Origin of the sequence: Halobacteriovorax sp. BALOs_7, assembly GCF_003612895.1 — a bacterium.
Lineage (GTDB): Bacteria > Bdellovibrionota > Bacteriovoracia > Bacteriovoracales > Bacteriovoracaceae > Halobacteriovorax_A > Halobacteriovorax_A vibrionivorans.
This window is the reverse complement of record NZ_CP027772.1, coordinates 2,540,698-2,565,839: the sequence shown is the minus strand read 5'-3', so window position 1 is coordinate 2,565,839 and position 25,142 is coordinate 2,540,698. Positions and strand designations below refer to the sequence as shown.

Here is a 25,142-nt window from a genome sequence, read left to right as displayed (position 1 = left end):
TATGAAGTTATTTATTATTTTTATTACTACACTAAATACATTTGCCGCAACAATATCGATCAATTCAAATCCAAGTGAATGTGATGTTTATGTTGTTGATAAGAACGGTAAGAAAGTTTCGATTGGTCAGACACCATACAAAGCTGAGATGGAAACACTTCAATCAAATTATGGAAGTGATGGACCGATTCAAGTTGAAGTATTTAAGCCTGGGTTTGAAGCATATAGTATTTCTGTTCCTTTTCTAAAAAAAGGGGATGTTGATATAAATGCAAACCTAAAAGTAGAGAAGAATATTCGTTTAGCTCAAGACTTTGACTTCTTAGTAGCAGATTTATTTGATGTACTAAGGTTAATGCGAGGAAAGAATCTAGAGTTAGCTTTTAAAAAATTAGAGAAGCTAGAGGCGAAGTTTCCTCATTTTTCAATTATTCATGAAATGAAAGGTTCAATATCATATATGAAAAAAGACTTTAAAAACTCTTTATCTTTCTATCGAAAAGCTTTTGGGATTAATCCAAAAAATATGGAAGCTTATAGAATGAAAAAATATTTGGAGAAGAAATTTAATATTGCTTCAAATAAAGGTGAAAATTAATGAGATTACGTGCTTTAGTAGTACTTATATCAGTTTCTTGTTTAACGGTATTTGCAAATTCAGGAATGAGTGTTCTTCCTAGCTTAGAATGGCAAAGAAGTGAATTAGAAGCAAAAGTTTACGACAAGATGAATCGTGGTGTTAGAGTTATTCTTAATCATGATTACTACTTTGTTGATGTCGAAATTGCTACAACAGCTCCTGAGGTTCCAAAGTTTAATATTCCTTTAAATAAATCTAATAATAAAGGCCTCTCAGGCAATGATAGTGTTGAAAGTAAAACTGTCGATGCTGAAAAAGAGGCTAAAGCAAAAAAAGAGCAAGAAGAATTAGATAAAAATGGAAAGAAAATTAAGTTCACCAATGACTTACCTGAAGCAGATTATGGTGAAACTGTTGTGTTTTCAAAGTTTGGTATGGAAGCTCCTCTAATTGATGATTTCAATGACTTTTCACCAAGCGGGAAAATCCTACTGACAATGGGGGATGATTCAAAGGCCAAAATTGAAAGAATTAAAGAAGGCTTCAAAAAGGAAAAAGAAGCATTAAATAAAGAAATCTCAAAGCTTAAAGAAGCAACAAAAGAAAAGCCAAGCTTTGTAGAACAAATGTGGAAATATAATACTTCAATTGATATTTTTAAAAATATTTCAGCTGTTAATATTCTCGTTCGTCTTCCAGAGTCTATCGTTAAAGAAGAAAGAATACGAATTGAAAAACTTATTCAATCAATTAAGCTAGGGGTATCTGGTGTTAAACCAAAATTCACTTTTGAATATACGGTGAAAATGCCTATACAAGAGAAAGAAACACTCACACCAAAAGACTTCATTAGTGCATTGAGTGGTGTCTCGAATATTATTGCAATCGTTCTAGGTGTTTTACTTATTGGTTTAGTGGGAAATCGATTAATATCAAAATTCTTTGAGTTAAGTAGTGGCTCTCAATCGGGTGGTAATTTTACTATGCAAAATGATAGTGCCGATGATGAAGATGAAGGGAGCTCAGGAGATGCCATCGCAGCTGGGGGAGCCGGCGGAAGTGATGGTATTGGTGTACATTCTTTAAATGGGGTGGAAAGATTTAAGGTCTTTGTGGAAAATACTCCTCAAGAAGCAATTCTACTTGTTAAGAAATGGCTTGCACAGGGAGATAAGAATTCTAAAGCAGCGTTAAGAGCATTGGTTCAACAAATTGATAATAATGCACTTAAGGAGATCTTTAAGATGCTTAGTGAACCTGAAAGGGCAGCATGGCGTGATCTATTGAATTCTCCTTTGACAGCAAATGAGCTAACAGGGGCCAATGACTTCATTAGTAATCAAATTGTTCAAAGTGTTATTGTTCCTTCTCTTATTGAAGATCCAAATACTTATGATTTACTTTTAAAACTTAATTCAGATGTAGTTAAAAAAGTTTATCAAGAAGAACCTTATATTGTTGCACTTGTTCTTAATGCATTAAATGATAGTTTTGTCGCAGAGGTTTTATCGACTTGTGATGATGAAATCGTTTCAGAGATTTTGCAAAGTTCAGTAGTTATAAAGGAAGAGGAAGTAAGAGATGGACAGGCTAAGATTAAAGATACTTTAAGTAAGTATATTGAAACAAAGTCTAACTTACCATTTGTTGAGAAGTTATTTGAAATACTTCCTAAGGTAACTTCAAAAGTTGAGAAATCAATATTTGAGACTTTAAAAGATAATGTTACATTTGAGCAATTCTTAAGTCTTAGTAGGGACTATTATCCGGCAGAGTTAATTGATTCTTTACCTGAGAAGTTCTTAAAGGAAGCTTTAACTCAATATGACTTAAAGAAAAGAGTTGCAATGTTAATGGGTCTAGATGCAGAGATGAGAAATTACTATCTCGATATATGTGCGCCAGATGGGACTAAGGCAAGAGATCTAATTTCAATCGAATTTGAAACTATTGAGCGAGATGAAACACTTTTAAATAAAGTGATGAATGAGAAAGAAGATAATTGGAAAGATTTTGTTTCATATGTTCGAACTCTTATTAGTAAAGATAAAGAGTTTAAAAGCGAGATTGACTCTGTTGTTCATAATTGGGTTAGTCAGAAATATGGTGAAACAAATAGTGATTCACATCTAAAAGTAGCATAAATAAAAAGCAGCTCTAAGAGCTGCTTTTTTTATATTTTTAATAACCTTGCCAATTTTCATCAAAGCATGAACTATCCATCTCTCGACAGCCATAGAATCCACCATGGTCCTCTGTTGTTCGATAAGCATTCTTCATACATGAATAAACATCTTTATTCTTAGGCTTACAATTTGCATAAATAATTGTGTCCATATGCTTTGTGAATATTACGTCTTTTCTATAATTCAAATACCCGTGGTTTCTCATGACGGAATGCTTAGCTCCTAAAACACGACAATTCATTGCAACAGGTGCACCTGTTCTTGTACTCACAATTGGTTTCGATGTTACACGTGCAAGAATATTTGGGTTCCAAGCATTCCACTTTTCTTCGTATTCATCTACTAGGCCCATTAAGTGAAGTGCTTCATGAACAACAGTTCCACAAGATAAATCAACAGCGTAATTTCTCGAATTTGAACGAGCACCTCTACCTTGGAGACCGATATTTACCTTTGGTGGTTTATCAACTCTAGTGCTCTTATCCCATAGTCTTAAACTTAGTCTTCTTCCTGCACCATCAACAAGGTTTGATCCTTTGGTTTCATAGCAGCTTTTAATATGTCTAAGTAAGCGAGTGCGTAATTTAGAATTATCAGATTTTATATTTAAATTGATATAAGCGAGGTAGTGTTCGCCTGCAACGTTTGCACGCTTAAGCGTGTACTTCATCTCAACTCGTGTACGACTGAAGCTTGGTGAGAAGTTTACTCTCATTTCTTGGCCACGCTTTAACTCATTACAATTATAGACATCGACTTTACCATCAACTTTTACAAGTGCAAGTGCCTGTGTTGAAACAGCAGCAAGAAGTATTAATTTTTTGATTTTGTTGTTCATTATCCCTCCCATCGAATTGAGGGATACTACCTAACGTTTTTGCGCGTCGCAATGGAGTTGTAATATTTATCGAAATAGATAGCCAAGTAGCTGAAACTACTTGGCCTATTATATGAAAATTGAATTCTGAATTACGCTTGAGCGGCCTTGAGTAGGTTCTTGGCGATAATCATGATCATCACCTCATTTGTCCCAGCACCAATCTCATTAAGCTTATTATCTCTCATCATACGCTCAACTGGGAACTCTCTTGAGTAACCGTATCCACCGTGAAGTTGGATAGCATCAAGAGCAATCTTAGTTGCCATCTTTGGAATCGCAAGTTTAACCTGAGCTGCAACTACTGGACCTTTCTCTCCTTGATCGTAACGGTAAGCTACGTTGTAGAGGAAGTTTCTCATCATTTCAGTTTCTGTTGCCATCTCTGCGATCATTTTTTGGATCATTTGATATTCACCAATATTTTTTCCAAATTGTGATCTTTCGTTAGCATATTTAATACACTGATCAACACAAGCTTGTGCGATACCAAGTGAGATACCTGCAATTGTGATTCTTTCAATCTCAAGATTTTTCATCATGTGATAAATTGAATCACCTTCGTTACCAACTAGTTGTTCAAGTCCAACTTTAGCGTTGTCAAAGATTAGCTCTCCAGTAGGTGATGCACGCATTCCCATTTTGTGGATAGGGCTACCAAAGTCAAAGTGACCTTTATCTTTTTCTAGGATGAAAGTCGAAAGGTTCTTTCTCTCTTTTCCTGTTCTTGTGTAAACGTAAGCGATATCTGCGTATTGAGCATTTGTGATCCACATCTTAGTACCGTTAAGAAGATAGTGGTCGTCTTTCTTTTCAGCTTTTGTTTGGATACCAACTGCATCTGATCCGTATTCTGGTTCAGACATTCCCATACAACCGATGTGCTCACCAGTGATTAGTTTTGGCAGATATTTTTCTTTTTGTTCTTTAGAAGCATTGTTTTCGATGTTGTTAACACAAAGAATTGAATGAGCTAGATATGAAAGAGTAGATGAAGCACAGGCCTTTCCAAATTCTTCCATAACAATCGTTGCTGATAGTGCACCCATTCCTGCACCACCGTATTCAGGATCAGCAGTAATACCAAGGACTCCGATTTCACCCATCTTCTTGAAAGCATCCATGTTGAAGCTTTCTTCTGTATCATGCTTTTCTGCAACTGGAGCAAGCTCCTGTCTAGCAAAGTCGCGACACATTTTTTGGATTTGTTTCTCTTCCTCTGTGAAATACCACATAAATCTGTTCCCCTCTGTCATATTTTAGTCGAAATAACTTACCGTGTCTTACATCCAATGGCAAACGGCAGGGTAAATGTTTTTTGACAATACAATATATTGATTAAGTAGGTGAAATTTGTAAGTACTTGAAATTGTCAAAGCGATTCACATGCCCTACAATTTTTTTAAGGAGTAGATAGATGCTTACAACACCTGTAGTCAAGGATGAGGACACGGTATTTCCAGGGGAGAATTGGTTCTTCTATTGGAAAACTTCCGCTTCCCTGTGGAAGTCCAAAATCGAGAAAACGTCATTAACTGATAAGATAATCGTACCAATTAATTGGAGTTTCCATACGGACACTGGAGATAAGATCGACTTTGCGGATCAAAAGCCCGAAACGGACTTCAAAAGACTCTATGATATCTGTCGTGAGCTAGAAAAAGAGATTATCTTTTTACTTCCAATTACTCCTGTTCCTTATTTACCAAATGGTGGTATTCCATATCTCTTGGCCCGTACGGCAAGCTGTGATGAGTATGGAATTAATCGAGCAAGTGCAGATAGTGAAGGAACAATACATAAGTTCTATAGTTTTTATGATCCTCGTGTCTATAAAGGCTTTTCAAGATTTTGTTCTCAGCTTTCTGAATACTTTGAAAAGAACGAAATAAAAGCTCCTCTTTGGGGTGCTAATTGTGGTCATTATACTCATGGCTATTTTCGCTCTTATCTCTATGATCGATCAGTTGCTTTTAATAGTGGTTTTTCCAAATTTATTGAAATGAAAAAAGCTGAGTTAAAACTAGACAAGATTACGGCCGATCAAGAGCAGGATTTTATTATTGAATACAATGATACGATCTCAAGTATCTATGAAGATATTTCTAAGAACTCACTAAAAGAAAATTGGCAGGGAGTGAAGAACTTCTCTTTCTTAGAAGGGGAGATGAATTCAATTGAAGCTCGTATGCTAGATCAGATTAGTGATACTAAAATTATCGATGATGCACTAAAGAGTCTCGATAATGGCATTATGCCTTCTTCTATTTTACTTCCTAACCGCAATAAAGTTGGTATTTATTCTGACTTGAAAAAGCAGGTTATTAATTCATCTCGCTTAGATGAGTTTTTTAATGAAAAAACGATAATTGCGGATAATGATTTTATTTTTAAGGCCTCAAGTGCCGTCAATATCTTTCACAATGTAAAGGATCAAAGAAGTAAGGATCAAATTGCAACATCTGGTTTTTTAGACTTCTGTAAGAAGCACTTTAGTTGGGATTACCGATTTTCTAATATTGAAAATTTTGATTGGGAAGACTATGTCGAAAGTTCGTTTCAATTCTTCTACTTTAATGGAAGTGAGATATCGACTGAGAGATTGGGGAAGGTGCTTAAGCTCTTTATGAGTGGTGGAAAGGTTATTATTGATATTGCAAAGCTCGATGTGGCCCTAAAAAGAAGACTCGAATCCTTCTATCTTGAAAATGAATTAAGTGTTGAAAAAATTCGTTATCTAACAGAGATAAATACCATCACAATGGGTGAGGGAAGATTATTAATATTTAATAGTGATGACTTTTCAGAAAGCTCAGATGATGAACTCGATAATTTCTGGAAGAAAGTGACAACAAGTATTGGCCATAGCTCTTGCCAGATTTCTCATAGTGGTGAAATCAGATACAAGTGGCAGGAAAGAGGAGTGGCCTCTTCAGACTTAAAGTATGACAAGGTTAAAAGAGTTAGTTTCTTTAATCCTTCTAGTTATAAACAGAAATTAAGCTTAAAGTATCCTTCGGAATATGTGTTTCAAAAAATGATCGATCAAAATCATGTTGAAATCACGAATACTCCTCATGAGATTGAATTAAGTTTTATGCCTAAGGGGACAATCTCTTTAGACTTTGGGATTATATCGGAGTAATTATGGCATCACGTGAAGATAAAATTCTCTATGTAAGTTACGTGTATAGTGAAAAGGTTAATCTCTTTTTGATTCGTGCATTATTTACTCTTAAAACATCGATCAACTTTCATGATCTCGACTTAGATCAAAGAATTGAAGTTACATCAGATGGGTATATCAGTGGTTTCTTTGATGAAGAAGAGCTGACGAAGTTTAGTTACGATTTAAGCGAACAATTCAAACAAGATAAGGTTTGCCTTATATCTCCAGAGGCATTTAATAATTCTCTAGAAGCTTCAAATAAGATTGGAGATTTAATTGATAAGTTTATTGAACACGGAAATATTTTAGAAAACCCTGATCGAGTAAAAAGGGGATTCCTATCGAATATTATTCGATAGGAATTCTAAAGCTTGCTTGCAGAGGCTTGTGATCTGCACCCTGAATATGTCCAAGGACATTGGCTTCAATAAGCTCTAGGTCACGATACCAAATATAGTCTAATTTATTACCAAGCCATTTCATTCTTTTATCTTGGCCAGTAAAACTAGCTTCAGTAAAACCTTGTTCTGATAATAGCTTTCTCATCATCTTAATTTTCTTTTTAGAATTTGTATTAAAGTCTCCTGCAAATACAACTGGTCCGGAAGTTGTTTTGATATATTCAATAACTTGTTTAAGTTGCTTTTCAAGCTTTCTCTTTCTTACAAAATTGATTGCATGAATATTGATAAAAGTAATATCTCTACCATCTTCAAGACGATAACTGCTTGCTAAAGAGAGCTTTGGTGTGCGAATAAAAGGTTCTTTCACCTTACTTCTTAGGGGTGTTATTTGTACTGTCGGGTATTTAGAAATATTTGTTACACCTGTTTTATACTTACGCCAGCTAATAAATGAAGTTGCTAAAATCACCTCTTGTTCAAAAGGGTTTATAAGTCTATCTTTCATTTCACCCTTAAGCTTAAACTCTTGTCCTAGCAAGATATCACTTTCATACATGAGATCATCAAAGTCATTGGCCCAGCTTTCATTCTTTCCTTTATACATATTCCACACAGTTAATTTGAACTCATTTGGAAAATAGCAATCTCGACAAGAAAGTCCTTGGTGAAAGTCAATAATCTTATTCTTAGCTGGAATCTTGTGAATGAAAGAGTGTTTATTATTTACTGATGCAAAAGCAGGTAGTGATACCATAGAAATTAGCATGCTTATCATAAGCATTTTCATAACAAATCCTTTTGTTTGAAATATTAATTTCTAAGATTATCTCTAAGTTTTAGTATTTAAGCAAAAATAGAGAGGTGAAATTTTCTTTTTCTTAGATATAGTGTCAATAACTGACTTCAAAGGTAGCCTGCATTGGTTTATGATCCGATCCTTCATTTTCATTTAAGACGCGGGCCTCTAGTAGTTGGAGTCCTCGATACCAGAAATGATCGAGTTTTTGCCCTAGAAAAGTAAGGCGATCATCATTTCCAGAGAATTCAGTTTTCTTAAAGCCTTGAGCTTTAAAAAGTAGATTCATTGAAATCGTTTTAGATGGAGTATTAGTATTAAAGTCGCCCGCAAAGATAATTGGACCTTCTAGATCTTTCACCTCATCAATTAATTCAGAGACTTGATTATAGAAAGGAATTATTCCAACAAAGTTTAAAGCATGAATATTTACGACAGTAAGGACTTTGCCATTTGAAAGAGGGTAGCTTGTTACAAGTCCCATCTTTGGTGTATTTGCTAGAGGCTCACGTGACTGACTTCGGTATGCTTTTTTTGAAATTGAACTAACTTTTGAAGATGTGAAGACACCTGTTGCTTCTTTTTTAGTATTGATAAAAGATGTGGCCATAACAACTTCTGAATTAACTGGGTTTTCAAGTTCTGTTTTCATATCCCCAGAAAGAAGAAATTCTTGACCTAATATAAGATCACTCTGCGCATCCATTGATTGATATTCTCTTGGCCAACTTGGTTCACTACCTTTGTACATATTCCAAACAGATATAGTAAAGCGCTCTGGAATTGTGCAGTCTTGGCACTTAATAGAACTATTTGTTTCTAATATTTGAGATTTAGCCGGAACCTTAAAGATGAGATTTGCTAGGTTATTTCCTGCATGAACATTGATATTAATGAATGTTGTTAAAATCATGAAAATGCTTAACTTTTTCAAATCGAATCCTTTTTCACTGTTTTTTATTGTATTTCTTCTAAATCTAACTATAAATCTAGCTGAAATCGCAAAAAAACTACAGACAAGCTTGTAAATATTATGGACTGACCATATATATAGCACTTAGCATTTTTTGGAGTATTTAATGGAAAGGCCACTTTTCTATTCACTTTCACCTAAGTCATTAAAATCATTTCTTGAAAGCAATGGTCAAAAGGCTTTTGTGGCCACTCAGATTCTTAAATGGGTTTATGAAAAATATGAGTTTAACCCTGAAAATTGGACAAATATTTCCAAAAATCTAAAAGATCTTCTGCTTGAAAACTTTGATTTTAACCTTCCTAGAATTGTATGGAATGGCCTATCAAAGGATGGAACGAGAAAATTTCTTGTGGCCATGCGAGATGATAAGACAGTTGAAACTGTTATGATTCCTGCTCGTTCAAACCGTAAGACTCTTTGTGTTTCCTCTCAAGTTGGTTGTGCTATTGGTTGTACCTTTTGTCATACTGGGACAATGGGCCTAATGAGACACTTGGAAGCAGGTGAGATCATTGGTCAATTCCTGGCCGTAACAAAGTTTCTACGTGATAAGGTTGGGCCAGAAGAGCGTCTATCAAATGTCGTCTTTATGGGACAGGGTGAGCCTCTTCATAACTTTGAAAATGTAAAAGTAGCAACTGAGCTAATGGTTAATGAAAAGGCATTAGGTCTTTCTCAAAGAAGAGTTACGATTTCAACTTCCGGACTTGTTCCTCAGATTAAGAAATTAGATGATTTTCCGCCTGTGAATATCGCTATTTCTCTACATGCTGCCCATAATGATATTCGTACTGAATTAATGCCAATTAATAAGGCATTTGATTTAGATCGTCTTCTTGGTGCCATTAAGGAAATTCCGCTAAAAGCACATCGTTATATCACATATGAATACTTATTAATTGATCAGTATAATGATCGAGCCGAAGATGTGACAGCTCTCTTGAATCTACTCCCAAAAAAGGTTTCAAAAATAAACTTAATCCCATTTAATGAATATCCAGAATCAAACTTCAAGCGTCCAAGTGTAAGTCGAATCAATTGGTTTAAAAACCAGCTAGAAGATGGTGGAATAACGACGACTATTAGAACGACAAAGGGAAGTGATATCCTTGCAGCATGTGGACAGCTAAAGAGTGAGCTTGAAAAAGATGCGAATCTTTGGGACTAATTAAAGACGATTATTTCTTATTCTCGTAATCCCAGTATTTAACTTTTGAATTCTTTGATGATGGAAGACGTTTTGACTTTTCCGCTTGCTCATCTTGATCAACAGTATAACCATCTTGCCATTTTACTGTAGCTTTTTTGTTAACTACTTTCTGCTTAAATGAGATGGGCTTCTTTGATTCTGAGTGAAAAAATGCAGGTGCTTCATATTTCTCAGCAGAACATAAACCCGACTGTATTACTAAGGTAGTAAATACCAAAAGTTTAAAGTTTACTGATTTCATAAAATCCTCACATATTCCCATTAGGTTAATATCCAATATACTTTTCGGAATGCAGCAGATTTACTTTAATAGGCAAGTTTGTAACATGTTAAAAAGTTTACGAAATCCAATATTTCTGGGAAGATAGAGGTATGGTTTTATAAGCTCAGGGAGGATGCTTTGTCGAATAATAAATCAAAAGATCGTGCAGTTGTGGGCCTTATGGCCTTAGTGGCGGTTTTCTTTGTCGTGCTTATTTTATTTTCAGTATATACGGTAAATATTTTTAAGGGTAGCAACGACTACATTGCATCATCATCAACGAAATCAAAAGATAAGATTGCTCTCATTGAAGTTGAGGGTGTCATTATGGAGTCTAAGAAAGTCATTGAACTTCTCCATAAGGCAGAAGCTGATGAAGCAGTAAAAGGTATTATCTTAAGAGTAAATTCACCTGGTGGAGCTGTTGCTCCAACTCAAGAAATTTATCAAGAAATTCTTCGTATTCGAGGAGTTGGTCAGTATAAAGAAATAACAAAAAAACCTAAGCCTATTTATGCTTCTTTCTCATCAATTGCTGCAAGCGGTGGTTATTATATTGGCGCAGCTACAGAGAAGATTTGCTCTTCACCAGGAACTCTTACGGGCTCAATTGGTGTAATCATGCAATTTGTTGATTTATCAGAATTATATAAATTCGCCATGGTAAACCCACAAACAATTAAAGCTGGTCGCTATAAAGATATTGGTCAGCCAAATCGTTCCATGACACCAGAAGAAAGAGAACTTATGACAAGAATGACTTTAGATGTTCATAAGCAATTTATAGATGACGTATCAGCGCAAAGAAAAGAGCGCTTAACTTCACCAATTAATGAAGTTGCTCAAGGTCAGGTTTTTTCTGGAGCACAAGCTAAAAAGCTTGGTCTAGTAGATGATCTTGTTGGACTTTGGCCATGTGCACGTGGTCTGCATAAAACACTTGAGCTTGAAGGTGACTTAAACCTAAGTGAAATTAAAATTAAAAAGAAAAGCAACTTCTTCTCTCTTATTCAAGATCTAGAGGATGTGAAGGGTGCTGTTTCTAGCTTTGTTGAATATGTGAAAATGAGCAATTCGACGAATATCATGTACAAATAGTTGAGGTATAATGCATATCTACTTAAATTGGCTACAAGATCATATATTAGCTGTTGTGGCCTTTGTTTTTACTCTTATCCTGATTTATCACTACTTTAGTGAGAAGGATACAGGTGTAAAACTTTCAAAAAGATATCGAAATTCTATTTTCGAAGCTCAGTCAAAAGTATTCTTAAATGCTACACAATATCTAATCTCAGGTAATCGTGATCTTGCTATTAAAGAATTCCTTAGTGCTGTTGATATTAACCGTGAAACAATCGATACATATTTCGCGCTTGGTGGACTATTTCGAAGCAATGGTGAAATTGAAAAGGCCATTAGTATTCACCGCTCTCTTATCGCAAGGGATAATATCTCTGAGTCTGATCGAATAAGAGCTCTCAAAGAGTTAGCAATTGATTTTGATAAAGGTGGCTTCGTTGATAAGGCCATTGAAACATATAAAGATGTTTTAAAAATCAATCGCGATGAATTTGATGTTATTCAATCTCTTTGTCGAATTTATGAAGATATTGGTGACTGGGATCAGGCATATAATTATCGCATTATGCTATCGAAAGTAGGACACGAAAATCAATCCGAAACGATTTCTCATATTCTTGTTCAAAAGGCCAAGAAACAATTTGAGAACGGACAGCTTTCAAAAGCGGCTGAAGACTTAGAAGATGGCTTTCGTTTTGCTCCTTCTGTATCGGCCAAAATATTAAAGCTTAGAATTCTTCTTCATGAAGGTAATGTTGATGAGGCTAAGCTTAACTTATTAGAGCTTTTAAAAGAGCAACCAATGTATGCTTCATTTGCTTTTGAGTCTTTAGAAGAAGGATTTAAAGGAAGTGAAGATGAGAAGGAAAAGTATTTTAAGAGACTTAATTTAGTCGTTGAATATTTCTTAGAATTAAATGATGCTGATCTTCTTTCAAATGAATCGATCATTTTAACTAAGATTAGACTTTTTAAACAACAACACCAACTCCATAAAGCTTATGAATTATTAAGTGCTTGGGAAAAAGGTGAGAATACAACTTCTGATGCTCTTAAGTCTGAATATATTAAGATCTTAATTGAGCTCGGTAAAAAAGAAGAAGCTGTTACACAAATGAAAGGACTACTCGATAATATGCGCCAAACAGTTACAAAGCACTATTGTCGAGAATGTGGTTATAATTCAGATGATATTTTTTGGCGTTGTCCACAATGTCATGAATGGGAAACGATACAATTCAGATGGAAAGTATAAAGAAAACTATTCTAATTCTATTATTTGCAACCCAAGCTTTTGGGCAAGCAAAGAGTGATAAATCTTCTAATGTTAAGAAGACGATTTATTACGTGAATACTGTATACTCTCAGCTACATCAAAATCCATCGAAGTTCTCAAGGGTTCTTTCAACTTTTGAGTGTGGACAACCTTTTTATGTAAAAAGTGCTCCGCTGTCGAATTTCTACAATGTTGAATATTCTAATTACCAAGGCTTTATGAGTGTGGATGTTTTATCGAAAACAAAACCACAAGAATGCTGGCAGGATTTATATCGCCGCTTCTTTGATAATATTGAAATCGGTGTAACTGAAATTCACTATTGGGGACGTCTCCAGGATCTATTAAGAAGAGGGGAGAGTCGATAATGAAAAGGTTATTAATTTTAGGATTTATTCTTACATCTTTTTCATCTCCATTTGCTCAGTCAGATCAAAGTGAACTACCTGTCGAAAATGAATTTGTTAATTTTAATAAAATTCAAAAAGTATTAAAAAAAGATGGCCTTGAAAAAGTTGCCAAGAAGAAAAAGATTAAAGCTCAGGAAAAGAAAGACTCGATCGAAGATAAGAAGAAGGCTTTCTATAATACACCAGGAGGAAGACACTTCTGGGAAATTATGACTCAGTATTGGCTTGTCAAAAATGTAAACCTACTAAAGTGGGATTTTCATAAACCTGAATTTGGAGTTACTGAGTACTTTGAAAACTTTCTAAAAGAAGTTGGCTACTTTGGCCTAAAGTTTAAAGTTCTGTATGTGAACTCTGCAAATATCACGCATTTTGGTTTTCCACTTTCAAGAAAAGACTATCTCTTTGTTGTAAGTGTTCCATTTATCCGTGCTATGGACTTATCAAAACTTCAAATATCTCTGTTAATGTTTGAGGACTTATTAAGACTAGAAAATGAACAATTTATTAGTAAATTCGATGATGCGACATTATTGAAGTTAATGAATAGTAACTTTTATAAGAAAGAATTCCCAAAGGAAGCATTTGAAAAGGTTCTAGCTAAGTATTCTGATATTGCTTTTAACTCTGGCTTTTCTTTTAAAGATCAGTTTACAGTAACGAAGAAAATGGATGTTATTTTGAAAAATAATCCTAAATATTGGAAGAATTACTATAGTCTATTAGAGAAGATCGACTCTTTAACAAAGGGGAACTTACTTTATAAGCATTATTCCAAGATTTATCCATCACCTGAATTACAGCTAAAATGGATAGACCCAACGACTAATTAATATGAAGTTATTCGCCAAAGAAAAAGCTATTTATACCTCAAAGTATGCAATCTCAATTTTTATGTATTGGGTAATTTACTTTATATTAGTTTCTATAGCTTCGTTCTTTCACTTTCGTCTTGGCCATAAATTGATAATTGTAGAAAATTGGCTATATGACTTTTCATGGCAACTACTCGTGATGGCCAGAATTCTGGGATTTTTTGCATCAGCATATCTATTTTCAGATATTCGAATTAAGGATATTCGAAGTCAGCTCTCTTTTGATTGGTATAATAATATTACGACACCTACTTATTTAGTATCGTTTGCTTCAATTTTGGTGTTCTTATTCTTTATTCGTCCAAGTCATTTAGAGAATGTTCAATTTTCTGTTTTTCAGTTAATTATCCACAATATCTTAATTTTTGCCTTTTTCTTCTTTGATTTTTTAAATTCAAAATTATTTCTAAAGAAGAAAAGGGGAGTTGGAAGGTTATTTCATATATTTGTTGAAGGATCTTTTGTTTATCTTTCTTTATTTGTTCTTTTTCCAAGAAATACAAGTTTAGAAATTGGTCACCTCTTATTATTTTATATGGCCTATATTCATCTGTATTTATTTAACTATTCAGTCTTAAAGGGAATGATCTTTGTATCAATAGTCTTTGTTCCGCTTTTTGCATTCTTAGGTCATGATCCATTGTGGGGGACATATTACTCGATGTTTTTCTCACGCTTAACGAGCCTGCTAATGCCGGCCATAAGTTTATTAATTGTAACAATCGCTTACTCATATTTTTTACGTAAGCAAGGAGAAGTATAGTGCAAGGTCACAACTTAGATATTTTTCAAATCTTACTTGATTCTAGTATTGTCGTAAAAATCGACTTACTATTACTTGTTGCAGCCTCAGTGCTGTCTTGGACAATTATCTTTCAAAAGCTATCTGCATTCAAAAAAGCGGAAAGGGCCAATAATGACTTTAAAAACTTTTTTAGTGGAGTAACTTCATTAGAAGAAGCATATCACGATGCACAGACCATTGAAGAAAGTCCTCTAAAGAGAGTTTTTCTTTCTGGTTATCGTGAACTAAAGAAAACAGAAATTGCTCTGGGTGAAAATTATGCTGCTATTAAAGAACACTATGCTTCGATAGCAAACCAATCAATGGAGCGTACTCTTAGCAATGAAGTTGTTGAAGTCGATCAGACGATGAGTTCAAATCTAACAACATTAGCTTCAATTGGATCAATTACTCCATTTGTTGGTTTATTTGGTACCGTTTGGGGGATTATTGATTCCTTTTCAGGGCTTGCTAGTGGTGGAGCGACACTAGAGACTGTTGCACCTGGTATTGCTGAGGCCCTAGTTGCTACAGCAGTTGGTTTAGTCGCAGCGATTCCTGCAACTTGGTACTTTAATAAATTTGGTCAAAGAAGAAATAAACTTAGAGAACAACTTCATATTTTTAGTAATCAATTTATTAATGAAGTAGAACGCTATATTTCTTCAAAGTCTTAGGAGTATTTCATGGGAATGAATACAGGTGGAAATGGCGATGGGCCAATGTCAGAAATCAACGTAACACCCCTCGTGGATGTTATGCTGGTTCTCCTTGTTATCTTTATGATAACGGCACCTCTTATGCTTAATGGTATTGAACTAACTCTTCCAAAAACTAAGGAAGTGAATGTCATGAACTTAAGTTCGTCTCAAGTTGTTTTAAGTTTTACGAACTCTGAAGAGTTCTATGTTGGTAAAGATAAGATCTTAATGGCCGAACTTATAAAGGTTTTAAATTTGAAGCTTCAGGAAACAAAGTCTCAGACTTTATTTTTAAGAGCTGATTATCAGTTAGAATATGGAAAAGTTGCAAAACTCATGTCATATCTGAAATCAAATAATATTAACAATATTGCATTGGTAACAGAATTAGAGGAATAGAATTATCGAAAATAATTTTAATAAATACATTTCAATATCATTAGGGGGACACGTTCTCTTAGTGGCGGCTTTGTATCTATTTTCGATCATGAAATTAGGAACTCCTTTTGATCCAGAGAAAGCAAACCTTAATAAAATGAGAGTCATTGGAAAAGCCATTAAGGTTGATGTTGTGGCCATGCCTAAGATGACTTATCAGGAATTAAAGAAACTAAGCCCACCACCAAAGAATAAAGTGGCAAAACCTAAGGTTGAAATGAAAGACACAGGTGGAAGTGATAAGGCAATTTTAAAGAAAGAAAAGAAAACAAAGTCATTGGCCGATATGCTTTCTAAATATGCCACAAGAGATGTTAAAGAAGACAATAAGCCTAGAAAGAAAGTTAAAAAAATAGAAGAAGTCGAAGATAATACTGATTATAGCGGTGTTATCGCTGCTGGTAATAAATTAAGTGAAGGTAGCTCATATACTGGAACAAGTAGTGTCCAGGCTCAAGGTGCATTTGATGAGTATGTTTTAAGTGTAATGGAAGAGGTTAGAAGATATTGGAAGCTTCCAGCTTATCTTGCAAATTTAGAGCTATCTTGTCATGTGCAAATTTTTATTAATGCCCAAGGAAAGTTATTAGATTATAAAATTATAAAGTCTAGCGGTAATAAAGAATACGATAATAAAGCAATTAGCTCAATTCGTTCCGTTAAGAAGTTCCCTAGACCAGATAAGGAAATCACCAATAGGTTAGTTGCTGGAGAAATTGTTCTGGCCTTCCCTATATAGGAGGTACAATGAAGTATATTTTAAGAGTTTTTATATCATTACTATTATTTACAAATGTTTTTGCTGAAAATGGGCTAACTGTTGTTTCCGTTGGTGAAGCAGAAGTTGTAAAAGAAACCCTATTAGTTGAAAAAGTCTTCTCTGAGGGTGCATTTACGCCTAATGAATTAGAAGCTGCTGAAAATTACATAAATATCGTAAGAAATGATTTTAAGTTCTATTCAAATTATTTTCAGGTTCTACCACGACGAATCTCTCAAACATCTTTTGATAATGTACGATTCTCTACTTATAAAGCAAAGGAGACAAACTTTCTTGCTCGCTTTCGTGTTAACCGTGATAATGGGACAACAAATCTAGAGTATCGTTTATGGAATACTTCAAACGAAAAAGAATTAGTAACAGGAAGTATTGCATATGATCAAAATAACCGTAGTGCAATCCATGAAATTGCAGACAAGTTTTATCGCGCTATTGTAGGAAAGCCATCAATCTTTAAAGATAAGATTGTATTTGTTTCAGATCACAAATTACCAGAAGGAAAGAAAGAGCTTTTCATCATGGACTTTGACGGTGCAAACCCAAAGAGACTTACTTGGCACAACGGAGTTGTTATCTCTCCTGCTGTTTCTCATGATGGAAGTAAGATTGTTTACAGCTTAATTGATGAGTCAGTAAAAGGTGCAAAGAAGAACGTAAACCTTATGATCTACGATGTTGCGACTAGAAAAACAAAGATCCTTTCTAAACGTAAAGGTCTTAACTCTGGTGCAATCTTTACTAACGATGGGGAAGAGATCATTTTAACTCTTTCTCACCAAGGAAATGCAGAACTTTATCGTATGCATTTAAAGACAAGAAAGCTTACGCGATTAACAAAGAAATTTGCACCAGATGTGGACCCATCTCTTAATGCAGAGGGGACAATCCTTACATTCCTTTCTGGAAGACCTGGTAAACCAATGATTTATACGATGGATCCCTCTGGAATAGAGAAGGATGTAAAGCGTATCAGCTACGTTGGAAAGTATAATGCGACTCCACGATTTCACCCAAATGCCTCTGAGATTGTCTTCTCTAGCTGGCTTGATAACCGTTTTGACCTGTTTAAGGTAGGGGCCGATGGCCAAAACCTAGTGAGATTAACGAAGGATTTCGGCTCAAATGAGGATCCTGAGTACTCAAAAGATGGACAGTTCATTATTTTTACAAGTTTGAGGGTAATTTCACAATCTAAGGCCACTCAGAATGTCTATATTATGGACACTTGGGGTAAAATCCTAGGTCCACTGACCTCAAACTTCGGAAAGTGTACAAGTGGTAGATGGCTTAAGTCACTGTAATTACTGTGTATCTATATTTTTTTTGAACACCCGAGTATTTTAGTCTTGTAAAAAGTTCAGACGCACTGTATCATGAATATAGTTTAACACTATGCGACACACACAATAAAAAATACACGGGAGTTTTTACATGACAATCGAAATGAAAAAAGAATCAACAAAAATTGAAAACCTACTGTCTACTCTTCTTACAACTTTAGATGAGCAGATTTTCTTTAGTGAGTTATCAAAATTCTTCAAATCAGAGATTGCATGCGATGAAATCATCATCAACCTTGCTCACGAAGATGGAAGCTGTCGAATCGTTTCTAAGAATGCTAAGGCAGTTAAAAACGCTAAGAGAGTTTCAAAAGGACTAGGAGCTGTTGGACATGTAATTAAGTCTAAGAGAGCTTACTTTTCAAATAATGTACAAAGAGATCCACTTTTTGCTTCTACTAAAGAAGAAAATTCACACTCTGAATTATGTGTACCAATGATCATCGACGGTGTAATCATCGGAACAATCTCTTTTAAAGGTAATAACGAAGAAGTTAATTTTAAGAAAGAAGATATCAATACTGTGCTTGAAGGACTAAATGCTATCCAAAAACCACTTAAGAATATGAAGATGTATCTTTCAGCTAAATTCTTAAATGAGTCACTTAAGCAAAAAATTGAAGAAAAAGACCATGAGTTAAAGAACTCTGTACCAGGTGTAAACCTTTCTCGTTCAACTACTCAAGAGAAAGAAATCATTGGTAAATCAGAAATCATGCAAGAGCTTCTAATTGCTGTTGATCGTGTAGCAGCATCAGATGTTAACTCTTATATGGCCGGTGAAACTGGTGTTGGTAAAGAGATGATCGCAAGAAGAATTCACTGTCGATCAGAAAGAAAGAACCACGCATTCATCGTTGTAGACTGTTCAATGGGGAACGATGACTACCTTGAAGCAGAAATCTTTGGAAAAGAAGAAGTAGATGCTGTTAGAGGATTTAGAGTAAAGAAAGGTGCCCTAGAAGCAGCTAATGGTGGAACAATTTTCATCAATAATATTGAAAAAATGCCTGTAAAAGTACAAGCAAGACTAATGAGCTTCATCAATGACCTAGCTTATTCTAGAGTTGGAACTCATGAGAAACTAAGATCAAACGTAAGAATTATTGCTGCATCAGCACATAATATGAAAGAAAGAGTAGAGGAAGGAACTTTTAGAGAAGACCTATTCTACAATCTATCAACTATTGGTCTAAGAGTACCATCTCTTAGAGAAAGAAAGTCTGATATCGAAGTTCTAGCTAACCACTTCCTTAACCTTGGAAAGTCAGCTGAAACACAAAAGTCGATGTCTCCAGGTGTTGTAAAACTTCTTGAAGATTACAATTGGCCAGGAAACGTAAGAGAGCTTCAGTCAATAATGGAAAGAGCTTATGTTCTATCACCAGGAATGATTGTTGAAAGAGATCACTTAGCTGATAGCATTAAAGTTGAGCAACAAGAAATTAATGAAGAAAAAGAAGAGATTAGAGTATTTAGAGAAATGACGCTTGGTGAAATTGAGAGAGAGCATATCTGTCATACACTTGAGCACTTAGGTGGTAACAAGACTAAAACAGCAAAAGTTCTTGGTATTACTGTAAAGACTCTTTATAACAAGCTGCATAGCTACGGAATGATTGAAGCTAAGGAAGCTTAAAAGAAGATTAAACAGAATTGATAAAGCGTGTTTTTGAAGTTAATATGTCAGTCTAATAAGGAGAAACCATGTCAACAGAAGACAATAGACTACCGAAGAACTTCAGAAATTCACCAGATTTAGAGAATTTTTACCGCTTTATCTATGAAAATAACTTAAGAGCTGAAGCTAAGAAGATGTTCGAAGCTCTAAAAGTTGCTACAACTCCTGTAAAGAAAAGAGGAAGAAAGAAAAAATCTTAATTTCTTGTCAAAAAGTCGCAAAAATATCATACAATATAAGATGCCCGTATTTTACGGGCATCTTAGTTTTCAAAGGATCAACATGGAAGTTGCTGAACAAACCAAAAAAGGTTTAAAGGTCTATGACCCTCTCTATGGTTTTATTGATTTAACTCCTCTAGAGATGGAAATCATTCACAGCCCATTCTTTCAACGTCTTAGATGGATCAAACAATTAGGATTTTCATTCTATGTATTTCATGGTGCTGAGCACTCTCGCTATGGCCATTCAATAGGTGTTTTAAATAATGCTCATCATATTCTAAGATCTGTTGGACGAGGTGTTGAAGATCACGAGTTATTTCAAAAAATTCAAGTAACCAAAGAGGCCAAATATCATCAGGCCATTCGTATATCTGCCTTACTCCACGATATTGGTACTTTTCTCTTTTCTCATACAACTGAGATGGCCTATATCAAAATAGGGGAGACTACTAATAAGAAAGGTGGAAAAGGTCTTAAAGATGACCACGAAAATCTTGGTTCATTTATTATTAAAAATACTGATTACGAAGGTGGTCTAACACGTATTCTTAAAGATCATGGAATTGATCCACAAGAAATTTCAGATCTTGTAAAAGGAACTCACTCTTCAATTCTTGCCAATCAAATTCTACACTCTGAAATTGATTGTGATCGTATGGATTATCTTTTAAGAGATGCTCATTATACGGGATTAAAATATGGAACTTATGATCGTGAGTATCTTCTTCATCATTTCACAACGAAGAAAGTTGCGGGACATGATATCTTAGCAATCAAAGAAAACGCTCTTCACTGTGTTGAGGACTTTCTAAATGCAAGGTTTGCTTGGTACTCACAAGTTATTCGCTCTCCTCGTGGATCAAAATATGACTCTATCGCTGATACGCTTTGTTATCATATGCTAGAGAAAGGCCATATTTATCGCTACAGTGAACTCTTAGATATTATCAGTAACGATCCAATGAGATTCTATGGTTTCAATGATTCATACTTTATGAATACGATTCATAAATTATTAGTTGATGGAAAGTTTGATGGTTATCCACATATTAAGGATATGGCAAAAATCCTTCTTCTTCGTCATGGAGCTAAGAATATTGATATTAGCGAATTCTCACAAAGCCTATTGGAACAAGATAATACTGGCTTTAATGACAAGCTCTATAAGAAAACAGAAAATAAGGCCCAAGATATTGTCAATATTGTAAAGATGAAAGGTGGAGCTGCTGATTGGGTTATCCCTGATCTTCCTAAGAAGAAAATTATCTTTGTTAAAAGTCCTCGAGAGTTAGCAAAGGAAACAAATAAAACGAATCTTTTACTTGAAAGAGATCCTGTGAAAATTTGTTTTGATGATGGCCAGGTACAGCTCTTAGCAGATGTGGAGAACTCAATAATCTCTAAGCTATCAAATACAATGAGCTACACGCCAAATTGTTTCTGCTCAGATGGAGCTTATCAAATTCTTCAGGATGAAGGGATTATCTAATTAATTTAGACGTCCCTTCGCTCTCTTTATAAGTGGTAGATAAATACCTTCAAGGCTTGCACCATCGTAATCAATAGTACTGAGATTTCCCGTAAGCAAGTCTAGCTCTGAATTTACAAATAGGACTTCTGTATAATTATCAAAAGTAGGATAATCGCGAACAAAAGCTCTCTCTTCAATTGAGTTTTCAAGATTTAATAGCAGGCAAATAATATTAGCACTACCTTTTGGCTGAGGTATTCTTGGAATAACAAAGCTTAAATTATCAATAAGGTTATTGAGATAATCTTGTCTTTCTTCACTTCCAAAAGTCACAAGGCCTTTATTTGTGATTGAAAAGAATGTTGCTTCAACACCCATAAAGCGATGAGATTCATTATCTATTGATAATAATGATATAGCCTCATCTCTTGGCGATAAAATATATTGGCCAGTAATTTCATCAAATGGTGGAACAAAGATAAAGTTTTCAAAATTTGTCATACCAAGATCTTTATCCATATTTAGCCCAACGACTTCGATAGATTTTGATTTTGTTTCTCGACAAAGCATTCCCACTGTAATGGGACGAACCCTTTGACCTTCTTGAATTTGTTCTTCACACAATTGGCGATCAGTATAAGCAAGAGTTAAATTGATTTCTAGTTGATCAATATACTCGGTTTTAAAGCGATTACTTTCAGAATTGGTGTCATTTTGGATCACATAGATGATGTCATAAAATGATAGACAATTATCGACACTTGAATCATCGATACAATTTCGTGATCTAAGAAAAGATGAAAGGTGTTTCGGATCCACTTGTCTATTATTAATTTTTTCAAGCACTTCTGACTCCTTGAGCATCAAATTTATATGATTCTACGTTCGAAATTGGCCATGTTCAAGGTGAGTTATGTTAAGTTTTTCTATAACTGACGCGGTGGGTTGGTTTTTTCATCCACCTTTGCTTAATATTTGATTTTGTTATAAAATTGTACTGTGGCAAAGAGGATTTTTGCCCACATTCAAGTTAGGAAGATTTGAATATTATAATGAAGGACTCATATCAATGATCTCAAGCAGTTACGCAAATCAAACTCATCAACTCTTTGGTAATCAAAACCTCAGCACCAATATGTGCTTTAACCTAGAAAATGTAACGGTTGATTTTGGTGGCATCAAGGCCATCTCTTCAATTAATTTACAGATTCGAAAAGGTGAAATCGTCTTTGTGACGGGAGCTTCAGGAGCTGGTAAGACAACGTTGTTAAACGTACTCGCTGGTAATATTGCACCAACAAGTGGAAATATTAAGATTGATGATCGCGTTTTCACAACTCAGGTTTTTCAGGACTTAAGATTAGTTGAGCACATGAGCTTACTAGAAAACCTTCAGTATTCATTTGATCCAAGTGTTTATCGTTCAAAAAAAGAATTTGAAAGTGATTTAAATGAGTTAGTAAAAATTCTTGGAATAAAAAATCGTATAAAATTAAAAGCAAAAGATGCCAATGGGGGACTTAGACAAAAGGTTGCCATCATTCGTGCACTTCTTTCTAAGCCTGATGTATTCATTGCTGATGAGCCATCAAGCTCTTTAGACTTTGATAATACGAAGCGCTTATTTGATTTATTAAATATTTATAATTCTAAAAGAGGAACAACGATTATTTGGGCCTCTCATAACCGCGAGCTAGTGCAAAGATTCACTGGTCGTATTATTCACTTAGACAACTCTAGACTTATTCATTCGGGGCATGCATGTTTTATTTAAAGGAATTAGCAAGATTTTCAAAGAACAATCTCTTTGGTCAAATCCTATTTTCTATTTTAACAATGACTCTTGTTGTTGCCGTATCAAATTATAATCACTTTGAGGCAAAGATCTCTCGTGCTCTTCCATCAATGCAAAATGAGTACTACTTTAATGCTCTAGTTGATGGCGACCTAAATACAAATAGTATTACAAGAAAAATTAAAGGTCTTCCAGGTGTTAAGGCAATCGAAAGTATTAGTGCTTCTAAAAACTTAAATGTTACTAAACAGTTAAAAGATGTTCTTGATCTAGATAAGAATGAAATTACAGAAGTTATCTCAATGAAAGGATTAAAAATTATTCTTGATGAGAAAGTATCGGAGAGTTCAACTAATCTCATACGTGAGTATTTAGTGAGACTTACAGGTAAAGATAACGTCGTTTTAGGTGGTATTAGAAAGAAAATCTCGAATCACCAGTCATGGAAGGAAGTTATGACGGAAGTTAAGCGAAGACCATTACAGGTTGCTATCGTTGTTCTTTCAATCTTTTGGATCGTTGCATTTGTTGCAATTAGAAAAGACCTTAAGCAAGTTTCATATTTAATTGAGAAATTCCAAAGAAAAAAGAACGTAGCTCTAAAGATGTATTTAACAAATATTCTTATATGGACTCTTTTTGGAATTGTTATCTCATTTGCTTTCTTTGCTCCAAATGAAATCTTGGTCGCAACTATATGCGCTTTATTAATTTCAACATCAGCTTTGTATACGCTTGGGAAACTTGAATGGCAAAAAGCTTAGTACTCCTTTCATTTTTAATTGCATCTTCAATTGCTTTAAACTCTAATGCAGCGACAAATTATAACGCTGTAAAGAAAGAGGTTAATAGTAGTCGAGAAAAGATTAATTCTTATAAAAAGAAGATTCGTTCAATTGAAGAAAAGCTACAAATAAAGAATGAAGATTACTTGCAAGCAATGAAGTCAAGACAGGATCTTGATTATAAAATATTTGAAATAGAAAAAAATCTTAATCAATCATTATATGAGTTAGAAGATGATAAGACGAAAGTTAAAAAAGCAATTCGTCATGTGGCCCTAAGTTATCTTGAAAATTCAACTCATGAAGATTTATTAAAAAATCAACTACTCTTAAAATCTTTAAAGAAAGAAAAGAAAGAGATTCAGTCGAAGATAGAATATTGTACAAAACTAAAAAAGAAAGTTTTTGATCTAAGAACACGCTTAACAGAGACTGCCAAAGTTGAAAGAGAACTTTATTCAGTTCTTAGAAATCTTGAAAATGAAAAGAATTCAACAGTTAAGGTCTTTCTTACTGAAAAAGAAAATCATGAAAAACTTAAAAATGAATATGGTGAGTTAAAAAAGTCTTATCTTGCTAAACAAAGAGCAAAGAAAGAAAGAGCTCGTAGAAAAGCTGCAAAAGCGAAGAATGCGAGTAAGTCTTCTGCCGCAACTCTAGCAGCAAATTTTGCAATTCCTTTAAAGAAATATATCTCAGCTGAAAATGGATCAAAGGGGATTACTTATACAGTAAAAAGTGGCGAAGGTGTTTATGCTACTAAAGAGGGAACAATTGAGTATGTAGGTTCTCTTGCAAATGTTGGTAATGTCATTATGGTTGCTCATGGTGGAGATGTTAGAAGTATTTATCTTGGCGACTTTGCTGCGAGTGTGAAAAAAGGACAAAAGGTTAAACTTGGTTCCACGCTTGCTAAAACTCGTTTTTCTATCAAGAAAGGAAATCTTAGTAAGGTTTATTTTGAAGTTAGAAAGAAGAATACTGCACAAAATACAGCACAGTTAATTAACGATAAAATAAAATTATAAGATTAGGATT

Annotated in this window: 26 protein-coding genes; 20 read left to right on the top strand and 6 right to left on the bottom strand. The window is 34.5% G+C overall.

Translation table 11 applies throughout. The features are described from left to right. Position 1: 1 nt before the first annotated feature. Positions 2–598 (top strand): hypothetical protein, encoded by a 597-nt coding sequence (locus BALOs_RS12290; RefSeq protein ID WP_120405315.1) that lies wholly within the window; start codon positions 2–4, stop codon positions 596–598. Continuing rightward, on the top strand, positions 598–2,724 hold the full coding sequence (locus BALOs_RS12285) for a hypothetical protein (RefSeq protein ID WP_120405314.1): 2,127 nt from the start codon (positions 598–600) through the stop codon (positions 2,722–2,724). Before BALOs_RS12290 ends, BALOs_RS12285 begins: the two co-directional genes overlap by 1 nt. Positions 2,725–2,761: 37 nt before the next feature. Here the strand turns inward: BALOs_RS12285 and BALOs_RS12280 are convergent, their stop codons facing one another. Both BALOs_RS12280 and BALOs_RS12275 read right to left on the bottom strand, forming a co-directional pair. After that, positions 2,762–3,604, bottom strand: a complete 843-nt coding sequence (locus BALOs_RS12280; RefSeq protein WP_120405313.1) for a hypothetical protein — start codon at positions 3,602–3,604, stop codon at positions 2,762–2,764. Between the two features lie 131 nt (positions 3,605–3,735). Next, the gene (locus BALOs_RS12275) at positions 3,736–4,878 is read right to left on the bottom strand and encodes an acyl-CoA dehydrogenase family protein (protein WP_162929680.1); all 1,143 of its coding nucleotides are present in this window, start codon (positions 4,876–4,878) and stop codon (positions 3,736–3,738) included. A gap of 182 nt (positions 4,879–5,060) precedes the next feature. On the opposite strand from BALOs_RS12275, the gene BALOs_RS12270 reads away from it, so the two are divergent. Next, positions 5,061–6,788, top strand: a complete 1,728-nt coding sequence (locus BALOs_RS12270; protein ID WP_114705503.1) for a hypothetical protein — start codon at positions 5,061–5,063, stop codon at positions 6,786–6,788. 2 nt (positions 6,789–6,790) lie between these two features. Beyond that, positions 6,791–7,171, top strand: a complete 381-nt coding sequence (locus tag BALOs_RS12265) for a hypothetical protein (RefSeq protein ID WP_114705502.1) — start codon at positions 6,791–6,793, stop codon at positions 7,169–7,171. On the opposite strand, the gene BALOs_RS12260 is transcribed toward BALOs_RS12265, so the two are convergent. After that, positions 7,161–8,003 carry an endonuclease/exonuclease/phosphatase family protein gene (locus BALOs_RS12260; RefSeq protein WP_114705501.1) on the bottom strand — a complete coding sequence of 281 codons (843 nt, stop codon included), beginning with the start codon at positions 8,001–8,003 and terminating at the stop codon, positions 7,161–7,163. The two genes, BALOs_RS12265 and BALOs_RS12260, sit on opposite strands and share 11 nt — an antisense overlap. Before the next feature lie 103 nt (positions 8,004–8,106). Next, entirely contained in the window at positions 8,107–8,946 is an 840-nt protein-coding gene (locus BALOs_RS12255) for an endonuclease/exonuclease/phosphatase family protein (protein WP_133296862.1), read from the bottom strand. 145 nt (positions 8,947–9,091) lie between these two features. Here BALOs_RS12255 and rlmN point away from each other — a divergent pair, with 145 nt between their 5' ends. Continuing rightward, positions 9,092–10,156, top strand: a complete 1,065-nt coding sequence (gene rlmN / locus BALOs_RS12250) for a 23S rRNA (adenine(2503)-C(2))-methyltransferase RlmN (RefSeq protein ID WP_114705499.1) — start codon at positions 9,092–9,094, stop codon at positions 10,154–10,156. 10 nt (positions 10,157–10,166) lie between these two features. Here the strand turns inward: rlmN and BALOs_RS12245 are convergent, their stop codons facing one another. After that, positions 10,167–10,439, bottom strand: coding sequence for a hypothetical protein (locus tag BALOs_RS12245; RefSeq protein WP_114705498.1), 273 nt, complete (start codon positions 10,437–10,439; stop codon positions 10,167–10,169). A 159-nt stretch (positions 10,440–10,598) separates the two neighbouring features. Here BALOs_RS12245 and sppA point away from each other — a divergent pair, with 159 nt between their 5' ends. From sppA to BALOs_RS12190, 12 genes are all read left to right on the top strand, one after another. Next, the gene (gene sppA / locus BALOs_RS12240; RefSeq protein WP_114705497.1) at positions 10,599–11,558 is read left to right on the top strand and encodes a signal peptide peptidase SppA; all 960 of its coding nucleotides are present in this window, start codon (positions 10,599–10,601) and stop codon (positions 11,556–11,558) included. A gap of 10 nt (positions 11,559–11,568) precedes the next feature. After that, positions 11,569–12,798 carry a hypothetical protein gene (locus BALOs_RS12235; RefSeq protein WP_114705496.1) on the top strand — a complete coding sequence of 410 codons (1,230 nt, stop codon included), beginning with the start codon at positions 11,569–11,571 and terminating at the stop codon, positions 12,796–12,798. Next, positions 12,765–13,187, top strand: a complete 423-nt coding sequence (locus tag BALOs_RS12230) for a hypothetical protein (protein WP_120405311.1) — start codon at positions 12,765–12,767, stop codon at positions 13,185–13,187. The genes BALOs_RS12235 and BALOs_RS12230 overlap by 34 nt, the downstream gene beginning before the upstream one ends. Then, complete coding sequence (locus tag BALOs_RS12225) at positions 13,187–14,062, top strand: hypothetical protein (RefSeq protein ID WP_114705494.1); 876 nt, start codon at positions 13,187–13,189, stop codon at positions 14,060–14,062. The genes BALOs_RS12230 and BALOs_RS12225 overlap by 1 nt, the downstream gene beginning before the upstream one ends. A gap of 1 nt (position 14,063) precedes the next feature. Continuing rightward, positions 14,064–14,867 carry a hypothetical protein gene (locus BALOs_RS12220; RefSeq protein WP_114705493.1) on the top strand — a complete coding sequence of 268 codons (804 nt, stop codon included), beginning with the start codon at positions 14,064–14,066 and terminating at the stop codon, positions 14,865–14,867. Further along, positions 14,867–15,565, top strand: a complete 699-nt coding sequence (locus tag BALOs_RS12215) for a MotA/TolQ/ExbB proton channel family protein (RefSeq protein WP_158536744.1) — start codon at positions 14,867–14,869, stop codon at positions 15,563–15,565. The genes BALOs_RS12220 and BALOs_RS12215 overlap by 1 nt, the downstream gene beginning before the upstream one ends. 9 nt (positions 15,566–15,574) lie before the next feature. Then, complete coding sequence (locus BALOs_RS12210) at positions 15,575–15,988, top strand: biopolymer transporter ExbD (protein ID WP_114705491.1); 414 nt, start codon at positions 15,575–15,577, stop codon at positions 15,986–15,988. Between the two features lie 88 nt (positions 15,989–16,076). After that, positions 16,077–16,766, top strand: a complete 690-nt coding sequence (locus tag BALOs_RS12205) for a TonB family protein (RefSeq protein ID WP_114705490.1) — start codon at positions 16,077–16,079, stop codon at positions 16,764–16,766. An 8-nt stretch (positions 16,767–16,774) separates the two neighbouring features. Then, entirely contained in the window at positions 16,775–18,109 is a 1,335-nt protein-coding gene (locus BALOs_RS12200) for a PD40 domain-containing protein (protein WP_120405310.1), read from the top strand. Between the two features lie 130 nt (positions 18,110–18,239). After that, positions 18,240–19,787, top strand: a complete 1,548-nt coding sequence (locus tag BALOs_RS12195) for a sigma-54-dependent Fis family transcriptional regulator (RefSeq protein WP_114705488.1) — start codon at positions 18,240–18,242, stop codon at positions 19,785–19,787. A gap of 68 nt (positions 19,788–19,855) precedes the next feature. Further along, positions 19,856–20,029: a hypothetical protein gene (locus tag BALOs_RS15260; RefSeq protein WP_158536743.1), complete on the top strand. Its 174-nt coding sequence runs from the start codon at positions 19,856–19,858 to the stop codon at positions 20,027–20,029. A gap of 82 nt (positions 20,030–20,111) precedes the next feature. Beyond that, entirely contained in the window at positions 20,112–21,542 is a 1,431-nt protein-coding gene (locus tag BALOs_RS12190; RefSeq protein ID WP_158536742.1) for an HD domain-containing protein, read from the top strand. Here the strand turns inward: BALOs_RS12190 and BALOs_RS12185 are convergent, their stop codons facing one another. Continuing rightward, positions 21,543–22,370 carry a hypothetical protein gene (locus tag BALOs_RS12185; protein WP_120405309.1) on the bottom strand — a complete coding sequence of 276 codons (828 nt, stop codon included), beginning with the start codon at positions 22,368–22,370 and terminating at the stop codon, positions 21,543–21,545. A gap of 169 nt (positions 22,371–22,539) precedes the next feature. Here BALOs_RS12185 and BALOs_RS12180 point away from each other — a divergent pair, with 169 nt between their 5' ends. Genes BALOs_RS12180 through BALOs_RS12170 form a run of 3 tightly spaced genes read left to right on the top strand, consistent with a single transcriptional unit; the run spans position 22,540 to position 25,132 of the window. Then, positions 22,540–23,298 (top strand): cell division ATP-binding protein FtsE, encoded by a 759-nt coding sequence (locus BALOs_RS12180; RefSeq protein WP_114705485.1) that lies wholly within the window; start codon positions 22,540–22,542, stop codon positions 23,296–23,298. After that, positions 23,286–24,083, top strand: a complete 798-nt coding sequence (locus BALOs_RS12175) for a hypothetical protein (protein WP_114705484.1) — start codon at positions 23,286–23,288, stop codon at positions 24,081–24,083. Before BALOs_RS12180 ends, BALOs_RS12175 begins: the two co-directional genes overlap by 13 nt. Then, positions 24,068–25,132 carry a murein hydrolase activator EnvC gene (locus tag BALOs_RS12170; protein WP_114705483.1) on the top strand — a complete coding sequence of 355 codons (1,065 nt, stop codon included), beginning with the start codon at positions 24,068–24,070 and terminating at the stop codon, positions 25,130–25,132. The genes BALOs_RS12175 and BALOs_RS12170 overlap by 16 nt, the downstream gene beginning before the upstream one ends. Positions 25,133–25,142 lie beyond the last annotated feature (10 nt).

Bases quoted from the DNA above. Each gene is read 5' to 3' on its own strand.
- BALOs_RS12290 (WP_120405315.1), top strand. From the start codon at position 2: ATGAAGTTATTTATTATTTTTATTACTACACTAAATACATTTGCCGCA.
- BALOs_RS12285 (WP_120405314.1), top strand. From the start codon at position 598: ATGAGATTACGTGCTTTAGTAGTACTTATATCAGTTTCTTGTTTAACG.
- BALOs_RS12280 (WP_120405313.1), bottom strand. From the start codon at position 3,604: ATGAACAACAAAATCAAAAAATTAATACTTCTTGCTGCTGTTTCAACA.
- BALOs_RS12275 (WP_162929680.1), bottom strand. From the start codon at position 4,878: ATGTGGTATTTCACAGAGGAAGAGAAACAAATCCAAAAAATGTGTCGC.
- BALOs_RS12270 (WP_114705503.1), top strand. From the start codon at position 5,061: ATGCTTACAACACCTGTAGTCAAGGATGAGGACACGGTATTTCCAGGG.
- BALOs_RS12265 (WP_114705502.1), top strand. From the start codon at position 6,791: ATGGCATCACGTGAAGATAAAATTCTCTATGTAAGTTACGTGTATAGT.
- BALOs_RS12260 (WP_114705501.1), bottom strand. From the start codon at position 8,003: ATGAAAATGCTTATGATAAGCATGCTAATTTCTATGGTATCACTACCT.
- rlmN (WP_114705499.1), top strand. From the start codon at position 9,092: ATGGAAAGGCCACTTTTCTATTCACTTTCACCTAAGTCATTAAAATCA.
- BALOs_RS12245 (WP_114705498.1), bottom strand. From the start codon at position 10,439: ATGAAATCAGTAAACTTTAAACTTTTGGTATTTACTACCTTAGTAATA.
- BALOs_RS12235 (WP_114705496.1), top strand. From the start codon at position 11,569: ATGCATATCTACTTAAATTGGCTACAAGATCATATATTAGCTGTTGTG.
- BALOs_RS12230 (WP_120405311.1), top strand. From the start codon at position 12,765: ATGGGAAACGATACAATTCAGATGGAAAGTATAAAGAAAACTATTCTA.
- BALOs_RS12225 (WP_114705494.1), top strand. From the start codon at position 13,187: ATGAAAAGGTTATTAATTTTAGGATTTATTCTTACATCTTTTTCATCT.
- BALOs_RS12220 (WP_114705493.1), top strand. From the start codon at position 14,064: ATGAAGTTATTCGCCAAAGAAAAAGCTATTTATACCTCAAAGTATGCA.
- BALOs_RS12210 (WP_114705491.1), top strand. From the start codon at position 15,575: ATGGGAATGAATACAGGTGGAAATGGCGATGGGCCAATGTCAGAAATC.
- BALOs_RS12205 (WP_114705490.1), top strand. From the start codon at position 16,077: ATGAAATTAGGAACTCCTTTTGATCCAGAGAAAGCAAACCTTAATAAA.
- BALOs_RS12200 (WP_120405310.1), top strand. From the start codon at position 16,775: ATGAAGTATATTTTAAGAGTTTTTATATCATTACTATTATTTACAAAT.
- BALOs_RS12195 (WP_114705488.1), top strand. From the start codon at position 18,240: ATGACAATCGAAATGAAAAAAGAATCAACAAAAATTGAAAACCTACTG.
- BALOs_RS15260 (WP_158536743.1), top strand. From the start codon at position 19,856: ATGTCAACAGAAGACAATAGACTACCGAAGAACTTCAGAAATTCACCA.
- BALOs_RS12190 (WP_158536742.1), top strand. From the start codon at position 20,112: ATGGAAGTTGCTGAACAAACCAAAAAAGGTTTAAAGGTCTATGACCCT.
- BALOs_RS12175 (WP_114705484.1), top strand. From the start codon at position 23,286: ATGTTTTATTTAAAGGAATTAGCAAGATTTTCAAAGAACAATCTCTTT.
- BALOs_RS12170 (WP_114705483.1), top strand. From the start codon at position 24,068: ATGGCAAAAAGCTTAGTACTCCTTTCATTTTTAATTGCATCTTCAATT.